The sequence below is a fragment of the Lysinibacillus sphaericus genome, from assembly GCF_002982115.1.
Taxonomy (GTDB): Bacteria; Bacillota; Bacilli; order Bacillales_A; family Planococcaceae; genus Lysinibacillus; species Lysinibacillus sphaericus.
This window is the reverse complement of sequence record NZ_CP019980.1, coordinates 1759993-1777138: the sequence shown is the minus strand read 5'-3', so window position 1 is coordinate 1777138 and position 17146 is coordinate 1759993. Positions and strand designations below refer to the sequence as shown.

General features: G+C 32.7%; 20 protein-coding genes and 3 pseudogenes. 1 reads left to right on the top strand and 22 read right to left on the bottom strand.

From position 1 onward, the window contains the following. Nucleotides 1–386: 386 nt before the first annotated feature. From LS41612_RS08900 to LS41612_RS08805, 21 genes and pseudogenes are all read right to left on the bottom strand, one after another. The gene (locus tag LS41612_RS08900; protein ID WP_024361222.1) at nt 387–1016 is read right to left on the bottom strand and encodes a hypothetical protein; all 630 of its coding nucleotides are present in this window, start codon (nt 1014–1016) and stop codon (nt 387–389) included. A gap of 136 nt (nt 1017–1152) precedes the next feature. Further along, nucleotides 1153–1251, bottom strand: a pseudogene (locus tag LS41612_RS23900) (RHS repeat-associated core domain-containing protein); the annotation flags it as partial. Between the two features lie 87 nt (nt 1252–1338). Continuing rightward, nucleotides 1339–1467 (bottom strand): hypothetical protein, encoded by a 129-nt coding sequence (locus LS41612_RS23680; protein ID WP_255313789.1) that lies wholly within the window; start codon nt 1465–1467, stop codon nt 1339–1341. Between the two features lie 307 nt (nt 1468–1774). Then, on the bottom strand, nt 1775–2221 hold the full coding sequence (locus tag LS41612_RS08895) for a hypothetical protein (protein ID WP_024361223.1): 447 nt from the start codon (nt 2219–2221) through the stop codon (nt 1775–1777). A 1208-nt stretch (nt 2222–3429) separates the two neighbouring features. Beyond that, nucleotides 3430–4086, bottom strand: a complete 657-nt coding sequence (locus tag LS41612_RS08875) for a hypothetical protein (protein ID WP_024361225.1) — start codon at nt 4084–4086, stop codon at nt 3430–3432. A gap of 79 nt (nt 4087–4165) precedes the next feature. Next, nucleotides 4166–4474 carry a hypothetical protein gene (locus LS41612_RS08870; RefSeq protein ID WP_024361226.1) on the bottom strand — a complete coding sequence of 103 codons (309 nt, stop codon included), beginning with the start codon at nt 4472–4474 and terminating at the stop codon, nt 4166–4168. A 1149-nt stretch (nt 4475–5623) separates the two neighbouring features. Continuing rightward, nucleotides 5624–5971 carry a hypothetical protein gene (locus LS41612_RS08860; protein WP_024361228.1) on the bottom strand — a complete coding sequence of 116 codons (348 nt, stop codon included), beginning with the start codon at nt 5969–5971 and terminating at the stop codon, nt 5624–5626. 98 nt (nt 5972–6069) lie between these two features. Further along, nucleotides 6070–6234: a hypothetical protein gene (locus tag LS41612_RS23110; RefSeq protein WP_158694851.1), complete on the bottom strand. Its 165-nt coding sequence runs from the start codon at nt 6232–6234 to the stop codon at nt 6070–6072. A 111-nt stretch (nt 6235–6345) separates the two neighbouring features. Beyond that, nucleotides 6346–7164: a HEAT repeat domain-containing protein gene (locus tag LS41612_RS08855; RefSeq protein WP_024361229.1), complete on the bottom strand. Its 819-nt coding sequence runs from the start codon at nt 7162–7164 to the stop codon at nt 6346–6348. Between the two features lie 100 nt (nt 7165–7264). Beyond that, nucleotides 7265–8125, bottom strand: coding sequence for a hypothetical protein (locus LS41612_RS08850; RefSeq protein ID WP_024361230.1), 861 nt, complete (start codon nt 8123–8125; stop codon nt 7265–7267). A gap of 21 nt (nt 8126–8146) precedes the next feature. Further along, nucleotides 8147–8314 carry a hypothetical protein gene (locus LS41612_RS23105; RefSeq protein ID WP_158694850.1) on the bottom strand — a complete coding sequence of 56 codons (168 nt, stop codon included), beginning with the start codon at nt 8312–8314 and terminating at the stop codon, nt 8147–8149. A 438-nt stretch (nt 8315–8752) separates the two neighbouring features. Next, nucleotides 8753–9331, bottom strand: a complete 579-nt coding sequence (locus LS41612_RS08845; RefSeq protein WP_024361231.1) for an imm11 family protein — start codon at nt 9329–9331, stop codon at nt 8753–8755. Nucleotides 9332–10003: 672 nt separating this feature from the next. Then, nucleotides 10004–10507 (bottom strand): SMI1/KNR4 family protein, encoded by a 504-nt coding sequence (locus tag LS41612_RS08840; protein WP_024361232.1) that lies wholly within the window; start codon nt 10505–10507, stop codon nt 10004–10006. Nucleotides 10508–10723: 216 nt separating this feature from the next. Beyond that, nucleotides 10724–11350: an Imm43 family immunity protein gene (locus LS41612_RS08835; RefSeq protein ID WP_105928902.1), complete on the bottom strand. Its 627-nt coding sequence runs from the start codon at nt 11348–11350 to the stop codon at nt 10724–10726. Between the two features lie 441 nt (nt 11351–11791). Continuing rightward, complete coding sequence (locus tag LS41612_RS08830; protein WP_051147700.1) at nt 11792–12175, bottom strand: RHS repeat domain-containing protein; 384 nt, start codon at nt 12173–12175, stop codon at nt 11792–11794. A gap of 385 nt (nt 12176–12560) precedes the next feature. Continuing rightward, nucleotides 12561–13685 (bottom strand): ankyrin repeat domain-containing protein, encoded by a 1125-nt coding sequence (locus LS41612_RS08825; RefSeq protein WP_024361233.1) that lies wholly within the window; start codon nt 13683–13685, stop codon nt 12561–12563. Further along, nucleotides 13686–13979, bottom strand: a complete 294-nt coding sequence (locus tag LS41612_RS23460) for a hypothetical protein (RefSeq protein ID WP_024361234.1) — start codon at nt 13977–13979, stop codon at nt 13686–13688. A 117-nt stretch (nt 13980–14096) separates the two neighbouring features. After that, nucleotides 14097–14177, bottom strand: a pseudogene (locus LS41612_RS23970) (RHS repeat-associated core domain-containing protein); the annotation flags it as partial. Nucleotides 14178–14221: 44 nt separating this feature from the next. Next, a pseudogene (locus LS41612_RS23995) lies at nt 14222–14545 on the bottom strand (RHS domain-containing protein); the annotation flags it as partial. 369 nt (nt 14546–14914) lie between these two features. Continuing rightward, the gene (locus tag LS41612_RS08810) at nt 14915–15406 is read right to left on the bottom strand and encodes a hypothetical protein (RefSeq protein WP_137034860.1); all 492 of its coding nucleotides are present in this window, start codon (nt 15404–15406) and stop codon (nt 14915–14917) included. A gap of 10 nt (nt 15407–15416) precedes the next feature. Beyond that, entirely contained in the window at nt 15417–15740 is a 324-nt protein-coding gene (locus tag LS41612_RS08805; protein ID WP_024361236.1) for a hypothetical protein, read from the bottom strand. Between the two features lie 273 nt (nt 15741–16013). Between LS41612_RS08805 and LS41612_RS08800 the strand changes: the two genes are divergently transcribed. Further along, entirely contained in the window at nt 16014–16199 is a 186-nt protein-coding gene (locus tag LS41612_RS08800) for a hypothetical protein (protein ID WP_024361237.1), read from the top strand. A 267-nt stretch (nt 16200–16466) separates the two neighbouring features. Here LS41612_RS08800 and LS41612_RS08795 read toward each other — a convergent pair whose 3' ends face one another. Continuing rightward, nucleotides 16467–17144: a hypothetical protein gene (locus tag LS41612_RS08795; RefSeq protein ID WP_024361238.1), complete on the bottom strand. Its 678-nt coding sequence runs from the start codon at nt 17142–17144 to the stop codon at nt 16467–16469. Nucleotides 17145–17146: the final 2 nt, after the last annotated feature.

The following is a 17146-nucleotide window of genomic DNA, read 5'->3' as shown; positions in this document are numbered from 1 at the left end:
TATAGATTGTAGATAGTTAGGCACTAACGCTAAATCCATAAATTGAATCCCCTTAAGATCATCCTTTTCACACAATGATTTAAATCTCTCCGAACAAAATTTGTAAGTGCCTAGTTCATTACGCGTGACATCGATTTTGGCACCGAGGCTACTTGTCATTTGGGAGCGATTGCCTAACTCGTCATAGCTACTGGTAATCCAATGATCGTTTTGCCATTCTTTGATTACTTGTCCAGATGGATCTCGTTCTAGCTTGATGGTTACATGCTCATTTTAAGTTTCTATTAATGGCCTGTTTTTCATAGCAAAACATTCTTAGATGCAACGGAATGAAAAAAGAAGGCTTAAGCGCCTTCTTTTTTATTATTCTACTATTATTTATCAAACTATGAATATTGCCAATATCCTACTATTGGATCCTTTATCGAATCCTCCGTCACAATTGCATACAAATACACAGCACCAAACCCAAATGGAAGACTTGTGCCTGAATGAAATAATCCACTAGGATAACCGTCCTCATCAATTTGACACAAAAAATCATATCCATTTTTCTCTAATTCTTCGTAATAATATTTCTCTTCTTGGATAAGGAAAGGATTTCCTCCAAATTTAATAAAAAAAGGAGTTTCAAATGCTTTTTCTTCACTTACAAAAATACCTTCTGAAATATAGTGTTTAACTATTCCGAATTCGGTATAAGTAGAATCCAAACTTTCTATCGAAATTGGATGTTCAAATACATGCAATGAACAATTTGGATATCTATTTTTTGAAACACGATTTTTGTATTCTTTTGGTATAAAGATAGAAATCATGTTATTTTTATCTAATGGATTGACAAAACAAAGATAGAAATTATAGTCAGATCCAATTTCACTTAAAAGTTCACCTTTATTGTCAAAATATGCTGGAGCATTTCCCCCAATCCACCCATTACCAACATTTTTGTTTTTATCTAACTGATATATAATAATTTCTTTTCGCTCAACTAATATGTTATTTGTATTCTCCATATTATTCTTCCGAAAAACTTAAATCGGATTTCACACTCCTTTGCATTTAGTTATTTTCTACAGATAAATCTATGTCTTTCACAATGTTCAATTGCTTGTTTTCTTAATTCCATAGCTTTTTCAGTTGCAAATACCTTTACTTCCTTACTGTCCCACCCGCGTCAACCTGCGTATAATTCCCTTGCTCTGGGTCATAGTATCGGAATCGGTTATAATACAAGCCTATTCCTACATCATCATACTGTCCTTAATATCTAAATGGAATAAAGTCTTTCTCACCCGTAAATTCCTTCACTCTTCCCTAAACATCAAGCTCAGCCGATCAAACCTTATGACCTTGTTCATCATAAGCTTCGGCAGGCGTTCCTAGATAATCACTAATAATACTGTAATGACCTTCATTTGTGATTTTTGCAGAAGGGACAAAACCATCATTGAATAGCCATGTCACTAGATTATCTGCGATAGCGGTATCGGTCTGTGAAGAATTCAGATTTTTTTCCTGTATATTCTTTCATTCTTACAATACGATGCCCTTCTAAAGAATTGGGAATATATTTTACTGTCAGTAGTTTGATTGTCCATCTGGTAAAGATTTTAATAATGTCTATATTCCGATTTCTCCATATCTAAACAAGGTACTAGATATAATATATTCATGATAAAAACCATTCATTGATTTCACCAGTGTTTGTAGAAGTTATTACTGCAGGATGCACTGAATCTTCTCTAATTGCTCAATTAGCTCTTAGAGAAGATTAAAGCAGTTCTTTTAAAGAATATGTAGAAGATGCCACTAGTTCAATATAACTGTCATATCCTTTAACAATATAATGTTTCAAATTCAACCTATTTTTGGGATCGTACTTCTTTTTATTTTTCTGTAAATATTCTGAATCTACCACTTCATAAAATCCTGAATCTGGATGACGAAATCTTTCTTCATCATTCTCCAAATGATCTCCAGTGGACACTTCCTCAGAAATACAAAAATCACTATAATTGGATTCATCGAAATTTAACGTTACGCATTTAACTTCCGCTACAATTGAAAAAAAAATTGCTATGCTAACACATTTATTGTCTATACTCTTTAATGGTATAGCACCCACTTCAATTCTTACGCCACCCGATTCTGTATACACTAACTCTAAATCAGTAGTAGATATTTTGAAATTAAAATTTACTGGCTTTAAAGTGAACATCTTAATACCTCCCAATTTTTGGCCTAGACAATTTGTAACATTCTTAACAAGAACAGACTTTATTCTTTGTTATAGTTATTGTTTTAGATGACGGTCTATTTTTTATATCAGCAAATAGATGACTTGGAACTTTATTATATGGAACAAAGATTGCGTGTTCTGGAAATTTTCCTCCTTCAGCCAATGCAGCTAATCCTCAATTATTGAATGTTACTACTTTACCTGTTGCAGGATCGATTGTATATGAAATAAAAACTCCTTAGGATTGATTCTACCGAGACTAATATCTTTGGCAACCTCAAGTATTGGCCTACCACAATTAGCTTGGGATGCAATTGTACTAAAATTAGGTGCTATTCTAAAATGTATGTCACTTGGAAATGAGGTTATTTCACCAAATTCAAAAGGGTCATAACTACTTAAACCTAGCGGATAAACCATAATATTTTGATTCCCAACATCATCTTATAGAATTTAGATTAGAAAATTGACAAGTTAGGATTACAATACCCAACAACAAAATCCATCAATTCTAGCAAAATATCCTCTGTTTCAGAATCGCTTATTTCCCTTAACTTTTCTAAGTTTTCCAACATAGAATTTTTACCCATTCCTTTATCTTTAAACCTTATCAAGCTTTCACGAAGAGCTAGTAAATCATTATAATTTTTTTTATTTCCTCTGGGAATAATTGAATAAACTCGTTATTTAGCGGCATGATAATTTCTCCCAATTGGTTTGTGTTTTTGCTAAAGGCTTTGATAATCTCCAAATGGTATAGATCTAGCTAGTTGAATAGTTCCGTGACCAGGTTTATCAAGGACATGAACCAAATCTGGACCTAAATCTCCAGTCCTCATTTTCCAAATTGGATTCTTACCTGTACCACCGAAATCTGGAGTGTGTTGGTCAATCCTGTGGACTAGGTGAAACAGATACACCACCTGTTCCTGGACGAACAATTCCTTTCGAATCAACAAGTATATCCAATTAAGTCTTGCACCTAAAGTTCTTGCTGAGTCTCCTAACATAGAATTTCCATTACTATCCTTCGACCTGAGTCCTAGAAATTAGGCTCAAGCCGCATTTTTATTATTTCCTCTTTATACTTGACGGGGGACACTTCATTGATAAATTGTGTCTAATAATTGGAGTGAAGTTCAGAACATCTGAATTAAATTTTTATAAAGTACAACAAAATGGAGGACTTAAAAAATTTTTTTCAATCGCATATACTGAACATTATTAGTATTTGCATATTCTATTCGCCCTAACCCTCCTCTCATCCCTATAATAAAATCTCCTTTATAAACAACAAGTGAATTCGGTACAAATGCACTAAATGGGAAATTATTGAATAAAATATTCTTTTTAAATGTTCCATTTTCATTAGTTATTGTAAATAAATTTTCACTAGATATAACATATAGGATTTCATTGAATATAAAATAAGAAATTGGACACTCCTTTAAATTTAGGCACTCTTTAATAGAAATGCCAGTACCATCGTATTCTATTTTATATAAACTGCCTGTATTGAGATACATATGTTCTAAACTTTCTAGAAAGAATAGTTCTCCTTTATATTCAAATATAGATTTTATATTGCATTTTTTTAAAAAAAATTCAGTCGAGTCAGCATAAATAACTTTTAATTCTCCACCCCATTCTCCATAATCTGTGCCTACTATTTTCAAATCAAGATATTCATATTGTAAACTGTGCTTCTCATGATATCTATTAATCACTAACTCTTCATTTTTTAATTCAACACAATACTGTTTTGAATTGTTTATTACTTGTAACCACTTACCGCTTCCAGCTTCAGGTATTTCTGCAGTTATAAAATTATCCCATAATGGCATAGTTTTTTAATACCCCCATTGTTACTTAGTTTTTTTACAGGGATGATCGTATAAATTAAATAACCTTTAGTTTCATCAATTAATCTGAAAAAAGTTCCAAAGCTTTTTCTTGTAATTCTATTCCGATGTCCTCCAGTTGCTCTAATAAATCATCTTCAAAGTAACTAGATTGAAATGAAAAAGCACCATATATATCAACCATAGCTAAAGCAAGTTTTTTAGGAACTGTTTCTTTATCTTTGTAGAAGTGTATCAATATGTCTAATGCTACTCTAACCTTATTAAGTAACTCAGTGTCTAATTCTTTGTTCAATCTTAATTTTACTGGAACCGAATTGTCAGATACTAGTCCATTATGTACAGTATCAATTGCTTGCTGTATTTCCATAACCTCACGACCTCTTTTTTACAAATTTTCATTTGAAGCTATTTACCAACCCTTGTAATTTTATTTGCAGGTACATGCCCCTCAACTAATACTTCCTTAGAAGAAACTGCGTAATTATAAGGACGTCCTTTAAACCCTGCTGCTTTAGCCTTTTCTGGGGTTGATACATCAATAATGCTTATTTCCAGCTGCGTCTTTTACCATATCATCTGTATCAAACTTAGAGAAGGGACAACAAAGCCATCATTGAATACCCATGTCACTAAATTATCTGCTATATCGGCTACTTTCTGCGGAGATTTCTCCACAAAATTTTCCAATATGTCATAATTATCCTGCGTGAAATACTCATACAGAATCGTATTGCCATCCCATACAAAATAAGTAGCTCTACCTTCAGAACATTTCTCTATACGCCAGCTAGTGCATTGTATTGCATAGAGGCTGTCCACTGAGTTTGCTCGGAGCCAGAGGCTGTCATTTGCAAGACATTGCCCAACTCATTACGCGTGACATCGTTTTAACACTTAGGCTACTTGTCATTGCCCACCTCGTTATAGCTACTGGCAATCCACTGGTCTTTTTGCCATTCCTTGATCACTTGTTCAGATAGGTCTCGTTCTAGCTTGACGGTTACATGCTCATTTTATGTCTCTTATAATGAGCCGTTTTTGTCATAGTTAAATGTTTCCTATGTACCATCATAGTAGTCAGAGCGAATAATATTTCCTAGCGCATCGTGCTGATACGCTGTTCAATGATTATCTGGTCGTTGAATCCGTTGCACGAATCCTGCTAGACTTCGCTCATACGATTATTCCATGTTATCAAAGTCGTTTTCCTTGATATTATGGCCTTTGGTATCGCGTTCAAAGGAGTACGCTTCGCCTTTTTCATTGATAACAGCGGTTAATTGCTCCCCTGTATCGTAGGCATTGTACTGTTACCGTTACCCTCTTAAACTAATAATCGCAATCTCCTTGATCACCAAAAGACCTAATTTTACTTAATACTCATTGCTAAAACAAAATTAATAGAAAATAGACTCATTATGACTTAAAAAGTCATGGCGAGTCTATTTCTATTAGAACATGGGCTTTGTTTTTACTTTTCTAAACTGACGTCTACTTTTTGAGAATGACCCAGTCCTTATCGCCATCTTCTGCTTGTATATTGCTCGTAAAAATTATCAATATTTTCCTGACTTAGTATTTTCATATCATTAAAAAGACTATCAAGAATATCTTCAGCAATCTCTCCGTCTTCTGCACAACCTGTATTCTTTACCAGAAGTTCTACCGCTACTTTTATTATATCCCCTTTGTCTGCTTCAGATAGAGTACTATCATTATAAACTTGAATTATTAAATTTTTTATTTGTTCTTTAGTCTTTTTGTTTTCAATGTAATCTTCCTCTTCACTTTTGAATTGTTCATTGTAATAGTTTTTTAAAGAATTTCTAATTTTGTCAATTTCACTTCGATAATCTATTTTCATAATTTAATGGTACCTTCCCTTTTTATGAATAGTATAGGCACTTTTATGTATTTCAACTTGTATGAGAACCTCACCATATTTCTTTTCATAGCTATATGCTAAATTTTTAAACGCTTACCTGTTTGAAAATCAATCCCATTAGATACATCAAAAATTTTGTTAGAGTCTAACTTATCCGTATCAATAGCAATAATTGTATTTGATCGTCCATAAAACTTAGCAGTACGTTTCTTTTTTCGTAGCTGATAAGTCAGTTTCCTCATTGTTTGCGGATGCCTTCGTAGCACTATCTATACATGTATAGATACCATCTTCAACCCATTCATACAAAATCATTTTTCCGTCCCATAAAAAGTAGTTTCCCCATCAATATTTTAGTGATTTGAAGATAATTTGGCCAAGTCCACAAGAGAGACGGTTTCTTCTTGTTTTTGATACCACTCTTCTTTAATCAAATTACTTGCTATTTTCTTGTATTGCGCAGTTATCAGCCCAAAAACCGAAGCAACATAAAGCAAATACTCTACAGATTGGGCATCTCTTTTTTCATATTCATCGCAAATCAATTTTAACACATAATCCGAACGCTTAAAGTCATCAGCAGTGTAAAGATAATCTGGATAAAAATCTTCAATAAAATCTCCTTGTGAAATCTCATTCTTAAAAAGATTTAAAATCAGTTCAGATTGTCTTTCAGTAAACAGACCACGCATTTCGAGCTGTTCCATTGCATTTCTTTTAATAGTTTCATTGTTAGATTTAGAAAGAGATTTTAATTTTTCAATAGAGTCAGGACTGTTTATATTACCCAGACCCCAAATACATTTTACAGCTAATGCAAAATTATCATCGTAATCAAGGTATGCAAGTTCATGAAATACAGCTTTATAAAGCGATTCAACAGCGCTTAATGGCTTTAGTTTTGATAATGTAAAAGCAATGTCTTCATGAGATTTGTGCCAATCCTCTTCAATAAGACTACATAGTACCCTTGTATAATTTAAAGTGAACAAGTCAAATTTAGAAGCAACAAATAACATCCATCTAACAGCTTCCACATCTCGAATTTCATAAGCGCCATACAGTAATTTTAAAACATATTCAGAGTCTATACCGTTGGGAAAAAAAGCATCTATAAATTCTTTCTCAGTCATTTCATTCAACCATAATTTGCGAGCCATTTCTATCTCCATCCCTGTCTATCTCCTTCCACATACCTTAAAACTTTCAATATTGTCATTAAAGATTTCTAGACCTCTATTTAGATATAAGATTGATTTTTTCACTAATTTTCTAGCGATTGTTAAAATCCTCTAAGTCAGCTAGTTTGATATCATATTCTTTCTTAATTGGTAGAAATAAATATTTTATAGTTTTATGGTTCATTAAATTTTTTATTTTTCCATCCCCAATACTTGTTGTTCCGATAATACGAACTTCTTGTAAATTAGGTAGCTGATGAAGGAAATCTAATGAAGGAATTTCACCACAGCTCTCAATTATTATTTTTTCTATGCTAGAGACATTTCCAATTGAACTCCAATCCTCAATATTTTTACAATTTTGAAAACCTATTGAATTTAATGATTTTCCTCCTTCCATCCACTTTAAAGAAGTCATTTTTGAATTATAACTTATTCCTAAGTGCTCTAAGGAAGGCATATACTTAAGTGCTTCAAATTCAAATATTTTAGTTTTTACTAGCCCTATTCTTTTAGCTTCTGTAAATATATTGAACTCCTCAGAAGAATCGCCACTATAATTATCAATAAATAAGTGCTCAATATTCTTGTTTTGAAAAATTGAACTACATGTTTTTTTATTGTAATTTAAGTAAACACACCACAATGAATTTAACTGCGAAAAAGGAATTACTTCATCAGTTTTCCCAAGAAAATTAAAGTATTCTAATGAACTATAATTTTTTAGTTCATTTAAGGATTTATAATCATAAGAGTTTAACCTAAGCCCCCTAATATTTGAAATGCTATTAAGATTTTTAATATCATCAAACTTGTGCTTTATAGCATCATGTGTAATTGACACACTGTCTATTTCTTGCCTTCTTATATCCTCGATATCAACTACCTCTTTATCTGGATTTATATTAATAAATCTAAAGTTCCTATTGAAATAAACTTTGTCAAAAACCATAATATCCTCTCCTTGATTCCCTTATTTTGAACAACCAGGACTTTTTATTTTATTTGCAAGGTCTTCGCCTGCATCTTCAAAAGCTTTTATTATATTAGCCTCTGTTTTGAAAAAGTCTGATTCTTTGCCATGTAGAACTACCGGTATTTGTTCTAAACATATACTAAATTCGTCGTTACCATAAGTCACTTTTACACCCGTTAACTCATTGACCATACTGCGTAATTGATAATTTGGATATCATACTGCCATTTATTAATAACGTCTTCCGGTAAGATTGGCTCAATCTCTTGACCTAGTTCATTGTACTGTATCGAGGCTGTCTACTGGTCTTGCTCGGAGCGAGAGGCTGTCATTTGCGAGACATTGCCCATGGTCGTTAAGCGAAAAATTTAAGTATGTATCCTGTACTAGAGATATTACATCTTTATGTTAAGTAATTTATTAAAAATAGAAATACACGCACTTTAATAATTCAATATACAATAAAAAACATATGTAAAGAAAAAGCTTACGACAATTTCTTTACATATGTTGCGACAACTTAATTAAGGCAGTAATAAGAAAATTCTGTATTATAACTGTTTTCGCCCATAATAATAAGCACTAAATATTATTAGGAATACCCTACATTTCAACGAATTCCGGTCGTTGGGTACTTCCCTCTTTGACAAACATTACTCCTTTTATCTTTTCTTCTTTACATGCTTTTATAAATAATTCATCAACAATGATATTTCCTGTATATTCTTTCATTCTTACAATATGATGCCCTTCTAAAGAATTGGGAACATATTTTATAGTCAGTAGTTTAATTGGTCCGTCTGGTAAGGATTTTAATAATGGTTTATATTCCGAGTTTTCCCAATCCAAACAAGGTACTAGATTTAATACATTCATGACAAAAAATGTTTCATTGATTTCGCCGCTCTTTGTAGACGATATGACTGCAGGAATGAACTGACAATCTGATCCTAATCGCTCAACTAGTTGTTTGAATTTTAAACTTACCAATAGCCCCCCTATTGTTGGCAGGATATCATAATCGTTTAAATAAGTATCAAGTTTATCTACTGAATAAGAAAGTTTCTCATCTAAAGGGTAGACATTACCCTCTTCTAAATCATATTGATTAAAAGTGTTCTTTTCTGTGTAATCAAAAAAAACATCTCTTCTATAATTGCTATATAACTGATAATAACTCATAAAAATCCCCCCTCACAATGTAGTATTATTTTACCTTTTCTCAAATCTTGTCTTAAATCGTTTATTAATTTTTGTGAACATTATGACCTTGTTTATCATAGGCTTCGACAGGTGTTCCCAGATAATCACTAATAATGTTAGTTGCCTTCACTCATTATCTTAGCTGAAGGAACAAAGCCATCATACAATACACATGTCACTAGATTATCTGCGATTTTGGCATCTGGTTGGGAAGCATTCTCCACTGAATTTTCCTGCGAGAAATTCTCATGCAGAATCGTATTGCCATCCCATACAAAATAAGTAGCTTTTCCTTCCGAACACTTCTCTAACCCCCTACCTAACGCGTCATAATTAAAAGCTACTTATTATCTGTGAACGATTGATGCGTACTTTGCTCCCAAAGCATCTTTGAATCCGATGTGGCTGAAAGATTATGCTACAAGCAGTTTCAATTTCTTCTATACTAAAAGTATATAGAAAACAAGTGCGATTCAAGAAAACTCTAAGAATATGTTTTTATATTTGGCGAATAGCTAGGGTTGTATACGGCCTTATAAGGAATCAAACAAAAACATATGTAAAGAAAAATATTTTTATATCTTCTTTACATATGTTTCTATCAAACACTAAAGTCATTCAAGACTGCAACTGTATATTCCTATTTCTTTTTTATCTGCCATCATAAGCATCCCCATAAGATTTAAAATTTTCGGCCAACCAAAACCAATGTTCACCTTTACTCGAGTATAAATGTTCTAACAGTTCCGTAAAGCTTTTAGCAATAATCTGACTATCACTCGGTGTTGCATGGGTTTCCAAAAAACTATCATAGCAATAACCAAAATGAGACTTGCTTAAGTCAATACTAATATATTGGTTTATTTGTTCAGACTCAGCAATAAGATACCATTCATTACTTATATCACCTTCAAGTTCCTCCCAAATAATATCATCTTCCGGGTAAAGCCTTTTACTAGTTGGAATAAACTCATTTGAAGAAACAATTTTTATTCCGTATGGCTTATCTAAAAACATTTGTAAAGAGTCATAATTACTAAAAAAATAATTCAAATCTTTTGGTAGAGCTAAATCACTAGCGTAATCTGTGTGCCTTTTCACAATTTTACAATTACTATCCAGTTCAATTTTTTTAATAACCTCTAATATTTTCATATTTTTTACTCCTTTACTATCAAATTCACTTTTATATATACTTGAATCAATTTTTCAATTCAATTTCCTATAAATAAACACGAACTTTGAATTTCGTGGTCATGATTAAATTCGAATAAAACGAACGATATTTTATTATTAGTATTTTCAGAACACATTGTTCGTATTTTTTAATCAAAAATGCATTTATGAAATTAACTCACTTACAAAAATTTATTACCGATCATATGAAGAAAAATATTGAGGAACATCTTCTAATTCTATAAATTGAATTCCTTTCATTTGTTTTTCTTCACAAAGTTGCTTAAACCTTTCTGAACAAAATAGATATCTTGCTAATTTTAAGTCATTCAAGCAAAACACGTCTCTATCATTTTCTTGTAGAACAATTTTTTGATATTTTCCAACCATATAATTTATGTCAAAAACCTTATTTTCTGGAACACTTCTTTTTGTAAACTCTGACTTCTCGTAATCAACGAAATCTTCTCTATTATAATACTTAATAAAATAATAGGGTTTTTTTACTTTAGATTTTCCCTTTGAACTAACAACTTGTAGATTTGATGTAACATACTTTTGTAAAGTATTTACTTGATTCATCAAAGTAAAAAAATCACTACTGATAATATGACCATTAAAACCCTCATAATAGTCAAATTCAATTTTATTATTAGTAATTAACCATAAATCTTTTGGCATTTCTTGTTTTTGAAAAAAGATTTTATTCCATTCGTATCCCATTGCCTCACTATATTTTGTTTCATCAAATGATTCGTGAATAACGCCCTTCAAAAAAATAGGCGACTTTACATTATCCTTAACAATCATATAATAACTCATACTATCTCCCTAATCTTTGAAACTTAAGATATTTCCTAGATTGCACAGTACCAAAGTGCCCCTTCTGTATTTTGTTTTTCAATTCTACTTGCAATTTTTTAATATCTGTCCTATCCTCTTTTTCATTTATTAATCCCAGAGAGTGTTAATCGGCAATATCCGTCACCCTACTCAAGACATAATCACTATACATAGGGTGTTGAGTATTATGAATCATACTAAAAGAGCTTCCTTTTAATGTGTTGGGGTTGCCAGGCATCATAATACCAATAAATACTTCATCTCTTAATCCCCCATACCAATAGAGTCAAAGAAGGATTGATGTGTTTCCCATGTATTAGTTGTACTAACACGGTGAGCTTGATATCCTGATATTATATCTCCAGCTTTTTTCGGTTTCCAGCAAGAATTGGGCTAGGTGCTCTCGCTAAAATGTTAGGATCATTTACATACCATACAACGTAGGTTCCCACCAGCCAGCCCAATCGGGTCAACGTGCGTATACTTCCCTTGCTCTGGGTCATAGTATCGGAATCGGTTATAATACAAGCCAATTTCTACATCTTCATACTGCCCTTGATATCTAAACGGAATGAAATCTTTCTCACCCGTAAACTCGTTCACTCGCCCATACACATCAAGCTCAGCCGACCAAACCTTATGACCTTGTTCATCATAAGCTTCGACAGGCGTTCCTAAATAATCACTAATAATGCTGTAGTTGCCTTCACTCGTTATCTTAGCTGAAGGGACAAAGCCATCATTAAATACCCATGTCACGAGATTATCTGCGATTTCGGCTTCTGCCTCGGAAGCATTCTCCACTGAATTCTCAACATCCTGCGAGAAATACTCATGCAGAATCGTATTGCCATCCCATACAAAATAAGTAGCTCTACCTTCCGAACACTTCTCTATCCGCCTACCTAGTGCATCAAATTGCGTGCAAACTTATTATCTTTTATACTGTTCCTAAATAAAGAACGAAATTAGAAACTTATATAAGTAATTTATAACTTTATTTTACTATTAGAAAGGAAATCATGAAGCCGTAACTATCTTATTTTAAGTTTTCTGTAGGATTTAATCTTTAATGTTTAGAGAGTTAAAAAAATAAAACCACCCCCTGAAATTTAGGCATCTGCTCTAACCTTCAGGAGGTGATATACTCTTTTTTACAGTATATTCTAAAAACCTTACTAATACTATGCTATACCTTTAAAGAAACTTTTCCCCATTTTGCTGAACGGTGTTTATTTAACCAATTTTCCATTTTAATTCCCTTAGGACAACCAGTTTTCGGATATTTAATAGGGATCAGTAGCAATAAACTAACTTCATCATCATCTTCCTCTACTTCCTCAGTCTGCTCTGAATTCGGATTAAACTGATAATCTGTTAGAATAAATGCATCAATGCTTTCTGGCCATTCTAGTTGATTCCAATTCGTATCCGTCTTTTCAATGACTATTCCTTCATGAAGTTTATTGCCATCCAACCTATATTGGCCCAACAAAAACATTAATTGTATTGGAAATGATTCAACGCATTTTTCTTCAATGAGTTGTAGATTTATTGGCCAATCATACGGAACACTCATCATCAATTCAATTCTTGGTAGAGATTCAAACAAACCAATAGTAAATAGTAACTTAAATTTCTTGTCTTTTTCTATTAAGGCTGTTCTTATGTCTATAGTATCTTTTTTTAATACTGTAGAAAGTATTGAACCTACATTATTATCAATATGTGCTAAAATACCGTCTCCTCTTTCGTTCATTAAATCCATTTGTTCTTGTGCCGATAACCCACCTCTTGACTTTAATAACTCAAATATGTCTTGATGTCCATATACCTTGGCCAAATCTAATGGCGTTTGATTAAATCTACGATGTAATCTATTTATGTCAGCTCCACAGTCCAGCAGATACTTAACAATTTCTATATGTCCCTCAATTACCGCAGAGATTAATGGGGTAATAATTCCTCTGCAATCTCCATCTACCCATGCATTATTTGACATAAGTTTTTCTACCAATCCTATGTCTCCTTGTCCTGCTGCATATTCGAGCGGTGTACAGTACCAACAGTCAACAACATTTACACTAATTCCTTTTTCAATCAAATACAAACAAGCATTTTTCTTCTCACGTGATGCAGCAAAATGTAGTAAACTTTCATTTTTTTCTGTATTTCCGTATACTGGTATATTAAAGAAATCAGGATATTTGGTAAAAATATTATCAAGTGATTTTATATCGTCATTGCGAATGGAATCGTAAATCTTGTAAAAAATATCGGCGTTATCATTAAATATCTTTTTTATATTTTCCATTTAAAAAAACTTTCCTCTCTTAGCATTTTTCCCTAATAATTTAAGCGCCTCTTCAACAGCTTCCTTTCCTTCCTTATTGGCTTCTACTAATGTATCATGTACAAATTTCGCAGCTTTTTTAGTATGAGCGCCACCACCATTTTGCGCCCAAGTAAAGTTTCTTAAATCATCATTTAGCCCTATACCATGCTTTTTTATAATATCTTGTGAATCAGTAATGTATTTTCTATGAACAGAATCCCAATTTTTAGGGGCTTTTTCCCGCACAATATGATGATAATGAGGTTTTACCATATCAGTTGGAGCAGGGCCTAATGTTTTCTTATCCGCTGCTGATAATCTACATTTTTCTAAACCAAGTGGATCAAGAAGATAGTTAGGATTAGCAACGTAACTGTATAAAGTAGGATTCCCACCCGCAAGCCCAATTGGGTCAACTTGCGTATAATTTCCTTGCTCTGGGTCGTAGTATCGGAATCGGTTATAATACAGCCAATTTCTACATCTTCATACTGCCCTTGATATCTAAACGGAATGAAGTCCTGTTGACCAGTGAACTCTTTCACTCGCCCATACACATCAAGTTCAGCTGACCAAACCTTATAACCTTGCTCATCATAGGCTTCTACAGGTGTTCCTAGATAATCACTAATAATACTGTAGCTACCTTTATTCGTGATTTTTGCTGAAGGGACAAAGCCATCATTGAATACCCATGTAACGAGACTATCTGCGATTTCGGCTTCTGTCTCGGAAGCATTCTCCGCAGAATTCTCAACATCCTGCGAGAAATACTCATGCAGAATCGTATTGCCATCCCATACAAAATGAGTAGCCTTACTTTCAGAACGCTTCTCTATCCACCGACCTAGTACGTCATACTTGAACGTAACTTAGGAGATTTTCTTCTTCATCATTAGAGAATTTGGCAAAGCTACTTGTCATTTGCCCACCTCGTTATAGCTACTGGCAATCCATTGGTCGTTTTGCCATTCCTTTATTCATTGCCTAGATGAGTCTCATTCTAGCTTGATGGTTAAATGTTCGTTTTCCGTTTCTAGTAGCGAACTGTTTTTTTCATAGGCAAACGTGCAATCATAGTAGTCTAATTGAATGACATTCCCTAGATTGTCATGCTGATACGCTGTCCATCGATTACCCGGACGTTGAATACGCTGAACTCACCCTGCCAGACTCCGCTTATACTCAATCGGCATCCAACTTTCCTATCAAGTTTTGTATATTGAATCCTCAATCTGAAATCTCCCAATATTTTCAATTAAATAAAAATCTACTAAATTTATACTATTATAACCAGTTTCTATCAATACTTGTCGTAGTTGATGTAACAGCTTGAGCCACTCTTTTATAAATAAATCAGTTTTCATCGTAATACTGTGATAGTTATCACGACTATCCCAATTAATTTTAATATCATATTTTTCAATTTCACATATCCATGTCTCGAAAAATGCTTGACTTGGGAAAGTTACGACAAAACGTTCCTCTCTTTTTTTTATTGCCTCTAACATTTTAATAATATCGCTTATGCCATCGGCTATTTGTGTTCCATAATTGATCCTTAATGACGTATCATACCACTTAATTTTAAAATATTGATTATTAACACACCTATTATCTAGTGCTTCAGATATCGTTGTATCTTCTGGATCACGTATTCCAATCTTAAAATTTGGGTTGATTATTATTTCAAATTCCACTTTACTCACCTCAATAACATTTAACTTTTGCATGACTATCTTTTCTAATTTCTTCTGCTGTTTGATCAATAGGGAACCCATGGAAAGTCCCATTTCCATTATTTCTTAATCTATAATGTGTTAATGGATATGCTTTTGGTGCATTGGGATCACCATTAGGATAAAATACTACACTTTTGCTGTCTGGATTTACCGAGAAATCCTTGAATACTCCAGGTTTTAATGTGTCTGCTAATTCATCAGCATACGCTAAATCATTTTTATTTCCCCATCTTCCATGCGGAAGTTTATCATTATTTGAAGTTATTTGAGCATCCTTGTCTGAGAGCTTCAATCCATGCCTTTTCCCTCTTAAATAGCAGGTTCCGGCTTCAAAATTAATCCAAAAGGGTCTATCTGAATATTTGTATCATGCACAGAGTATAATACTGCTCTTGGTACCTAAACGTAATGAAATCTTTGTCACCCGAATTCATCTACTTTTGGCAAAAAAATAAGAGATAGTCGAAGTACTCTGGGAAGAGCCGACTATCTCACGAGGTTGTTGCCAACCTATGAAATATTAAAGCATAGGTTGTAACTCCTTTTCAAAATAGGAGGAAAATCATTGGAAGTAACAGCATTAACTGGATCCATGTTGAATGATATGTCAGAAAATGCGTCATCACTATCACAGATTCTAGATGTGATTAAATGGCTAAAATTTGATGGGTGCTATAATACAGGACATGCAATTAGTGATCTTTGGGATGTCGTAACGGACTCCATGTTAGATTTTAAAAAACACTTATAAGCTAAAAGCCCAACAATGACATTTTGAAATTCATTAGGCTTTCTAGTGTAAGACAAGTAATTACAAAGTTGAGTAAGAAAAGTTTGCTGTCATCGTTACCTCTTACCCCAAATGCATACAAATTCATTTTTCACACAATATTCGTGACATTCCATACAACTTTTTCCCATGTCAAAAGCGAGTCATTTTTCAGACTCGCTTTTGACATGCTTTTTATTTTGCATCAGCTTGATATATTGTGACTTCTCTTTTGTATCAATTAATATTTTACACTTCCTCTGAATCAACTAATTCATCTTTTAAATAGGTTATTTCTTCATTTAAGAAAACGCTGATTCCTAAATCAAGATTTGCTGTGTTTTTTTTAAAACTTATTATCTCATCTATTAAATTTTGTATTTCAACTACATCATTCTGATTGTAAGTGTAAATTTTAAAATATAATTTAATGAGATTATATTTTGTTTCTGCTTCTAAATTGTATAGATCGTTGTTTATGTTTTGGTAATTAAAAGTTGATGTTTTTTCAATAATCAAATATTTTAAAGTCATTTGTTCATCAAAAACTATAAATACATCTTCTGTTAATTCCCTGAAAATATAACTTTCAGCTAAATAAAGTTCATTTTCAATAGAATATGAAAAAATAATAGTATCCTTGTATAGAAATTGACGTACATTATCAAGCTTTTTGTTTTTATCCAAAAAAACTTGATAATTTAATTCTATCTTTTCTTTTTGTTTTTCACCTAATACTTTTAGTACTTTAGGTTCATTTTGCAGAATTTTAGAACCTGAATTATAGAGTAACTGAATGTTTAGTTTACAAACATTTCCGAATTTATCTGCTTCCCAAAAATCTTGTATTACATCAGAAGCATAAACTGATTCTCCCCACTCTATACAGTAGTAACCACCATTAACCATTTTCGTTATATTATTCATAG

Excerpts from the sequence above, each read along its gene's own strand:
- LS41612_RS08870 (WP_024361226.1), bottom strand. The coding sequence starts at position 4,474 with ATGGAAATACAGCAAGCAATTGATACTGTACATAATGGACTAGTATCT.
- LS41612_RS08850 (WP_024361230.1), bottom strand. The coding sequence starts at position 8,125 with ATGGTTTTTGACAAAGTTTATTTCAATAGGAACTTTAGATTTATTAAT.
- LS41612_RS08875 (WP_024361225.1), bottom strand. The coding sequence starts at position 4,086 with ATGCCATTATGGGATAATTTTATAACTGCAGAAATACCTGAAGCTGGA.
- LS41612_RS08845 (WP_024361231.1), bottom strand. The coding sequence starts at position 9,331 with ATGAGTTATTATCAGTTATATAGCAATTATAGAAGAGATGTTTTTTTT.
- LS41612_RS08835 (WP_105928902.1), bottom strand. The coding sequence starts at position 11,350 with ATGAGTTATTATATGATTGTTAAGGATAATGTAAAGTCGCCTATTTTT.
- LS41612_RS08900 (WP_024361222.1), bottom strand. The coding sequence starts at position 1,016 with ATGGAGAATACAAATAACATATTAGTTGAGCGAAAAGAAATTATTATA.
- LS41612_RS08825 (WP_024361233.1), bottom strand. The coding sequence starts at position 13,685 with ATGGAAAATATAAAAAAGATATTTAATGATAACGCCGATATTTTTTAC.
- LS41612_RS08895 (WP_024361223.1), bottom strand. The coding sequence starts at position 2,221 with ATGTTCACTTTAAAGCCAGTAAATTTTAATTTCAAAATATCTACTACT.
- LS41612_RS08855 (WP_024361229.1), bottom strand. The coding sequence starts at position 7,164 with ATGGAGATAGAAATGGCTCGCAAATTATGGTTGAATGAAATGACTGAG.
- LS41612_RS23460 (WP_024361234.1), bottom strand. The coding sequence starts at position 13,979 with ATGGTAAAACCTCATTATCATCATATTGTGCGGGAAAAAGCCCCTAAA.
- LS41612_RS08860 (WP_024361228.1), bottom strand. The coding sequence starts at position 5,971 with ATGAAAATAGATTATCGAAGTGAAATTGACAAAATTAGAAATTCTTTA.
- LS41612_RS08840 (WP_024361232.1), bottom strand. The coding sequence starts at position 10,507 with ATGAAAATATTAGAGGTTATTAAAAAAATTGAACTGGATAGTAATTGT.
- LS41612_RS23110 (WP_158694851.1), bottom strand. The coding sequence starts at position 6,234 with ATGAGGAAACTGACTTATCAGCTACGAAAAAAGAAACGTACTGCTAAG.
- LS41612_RS08795 (WP_024361238.1), bottom strand. The coding sequence starts at position 17,144 with ATGAATAATATAACGAAAATGGTTAATGGTGGTTACTACTGTATAGAG.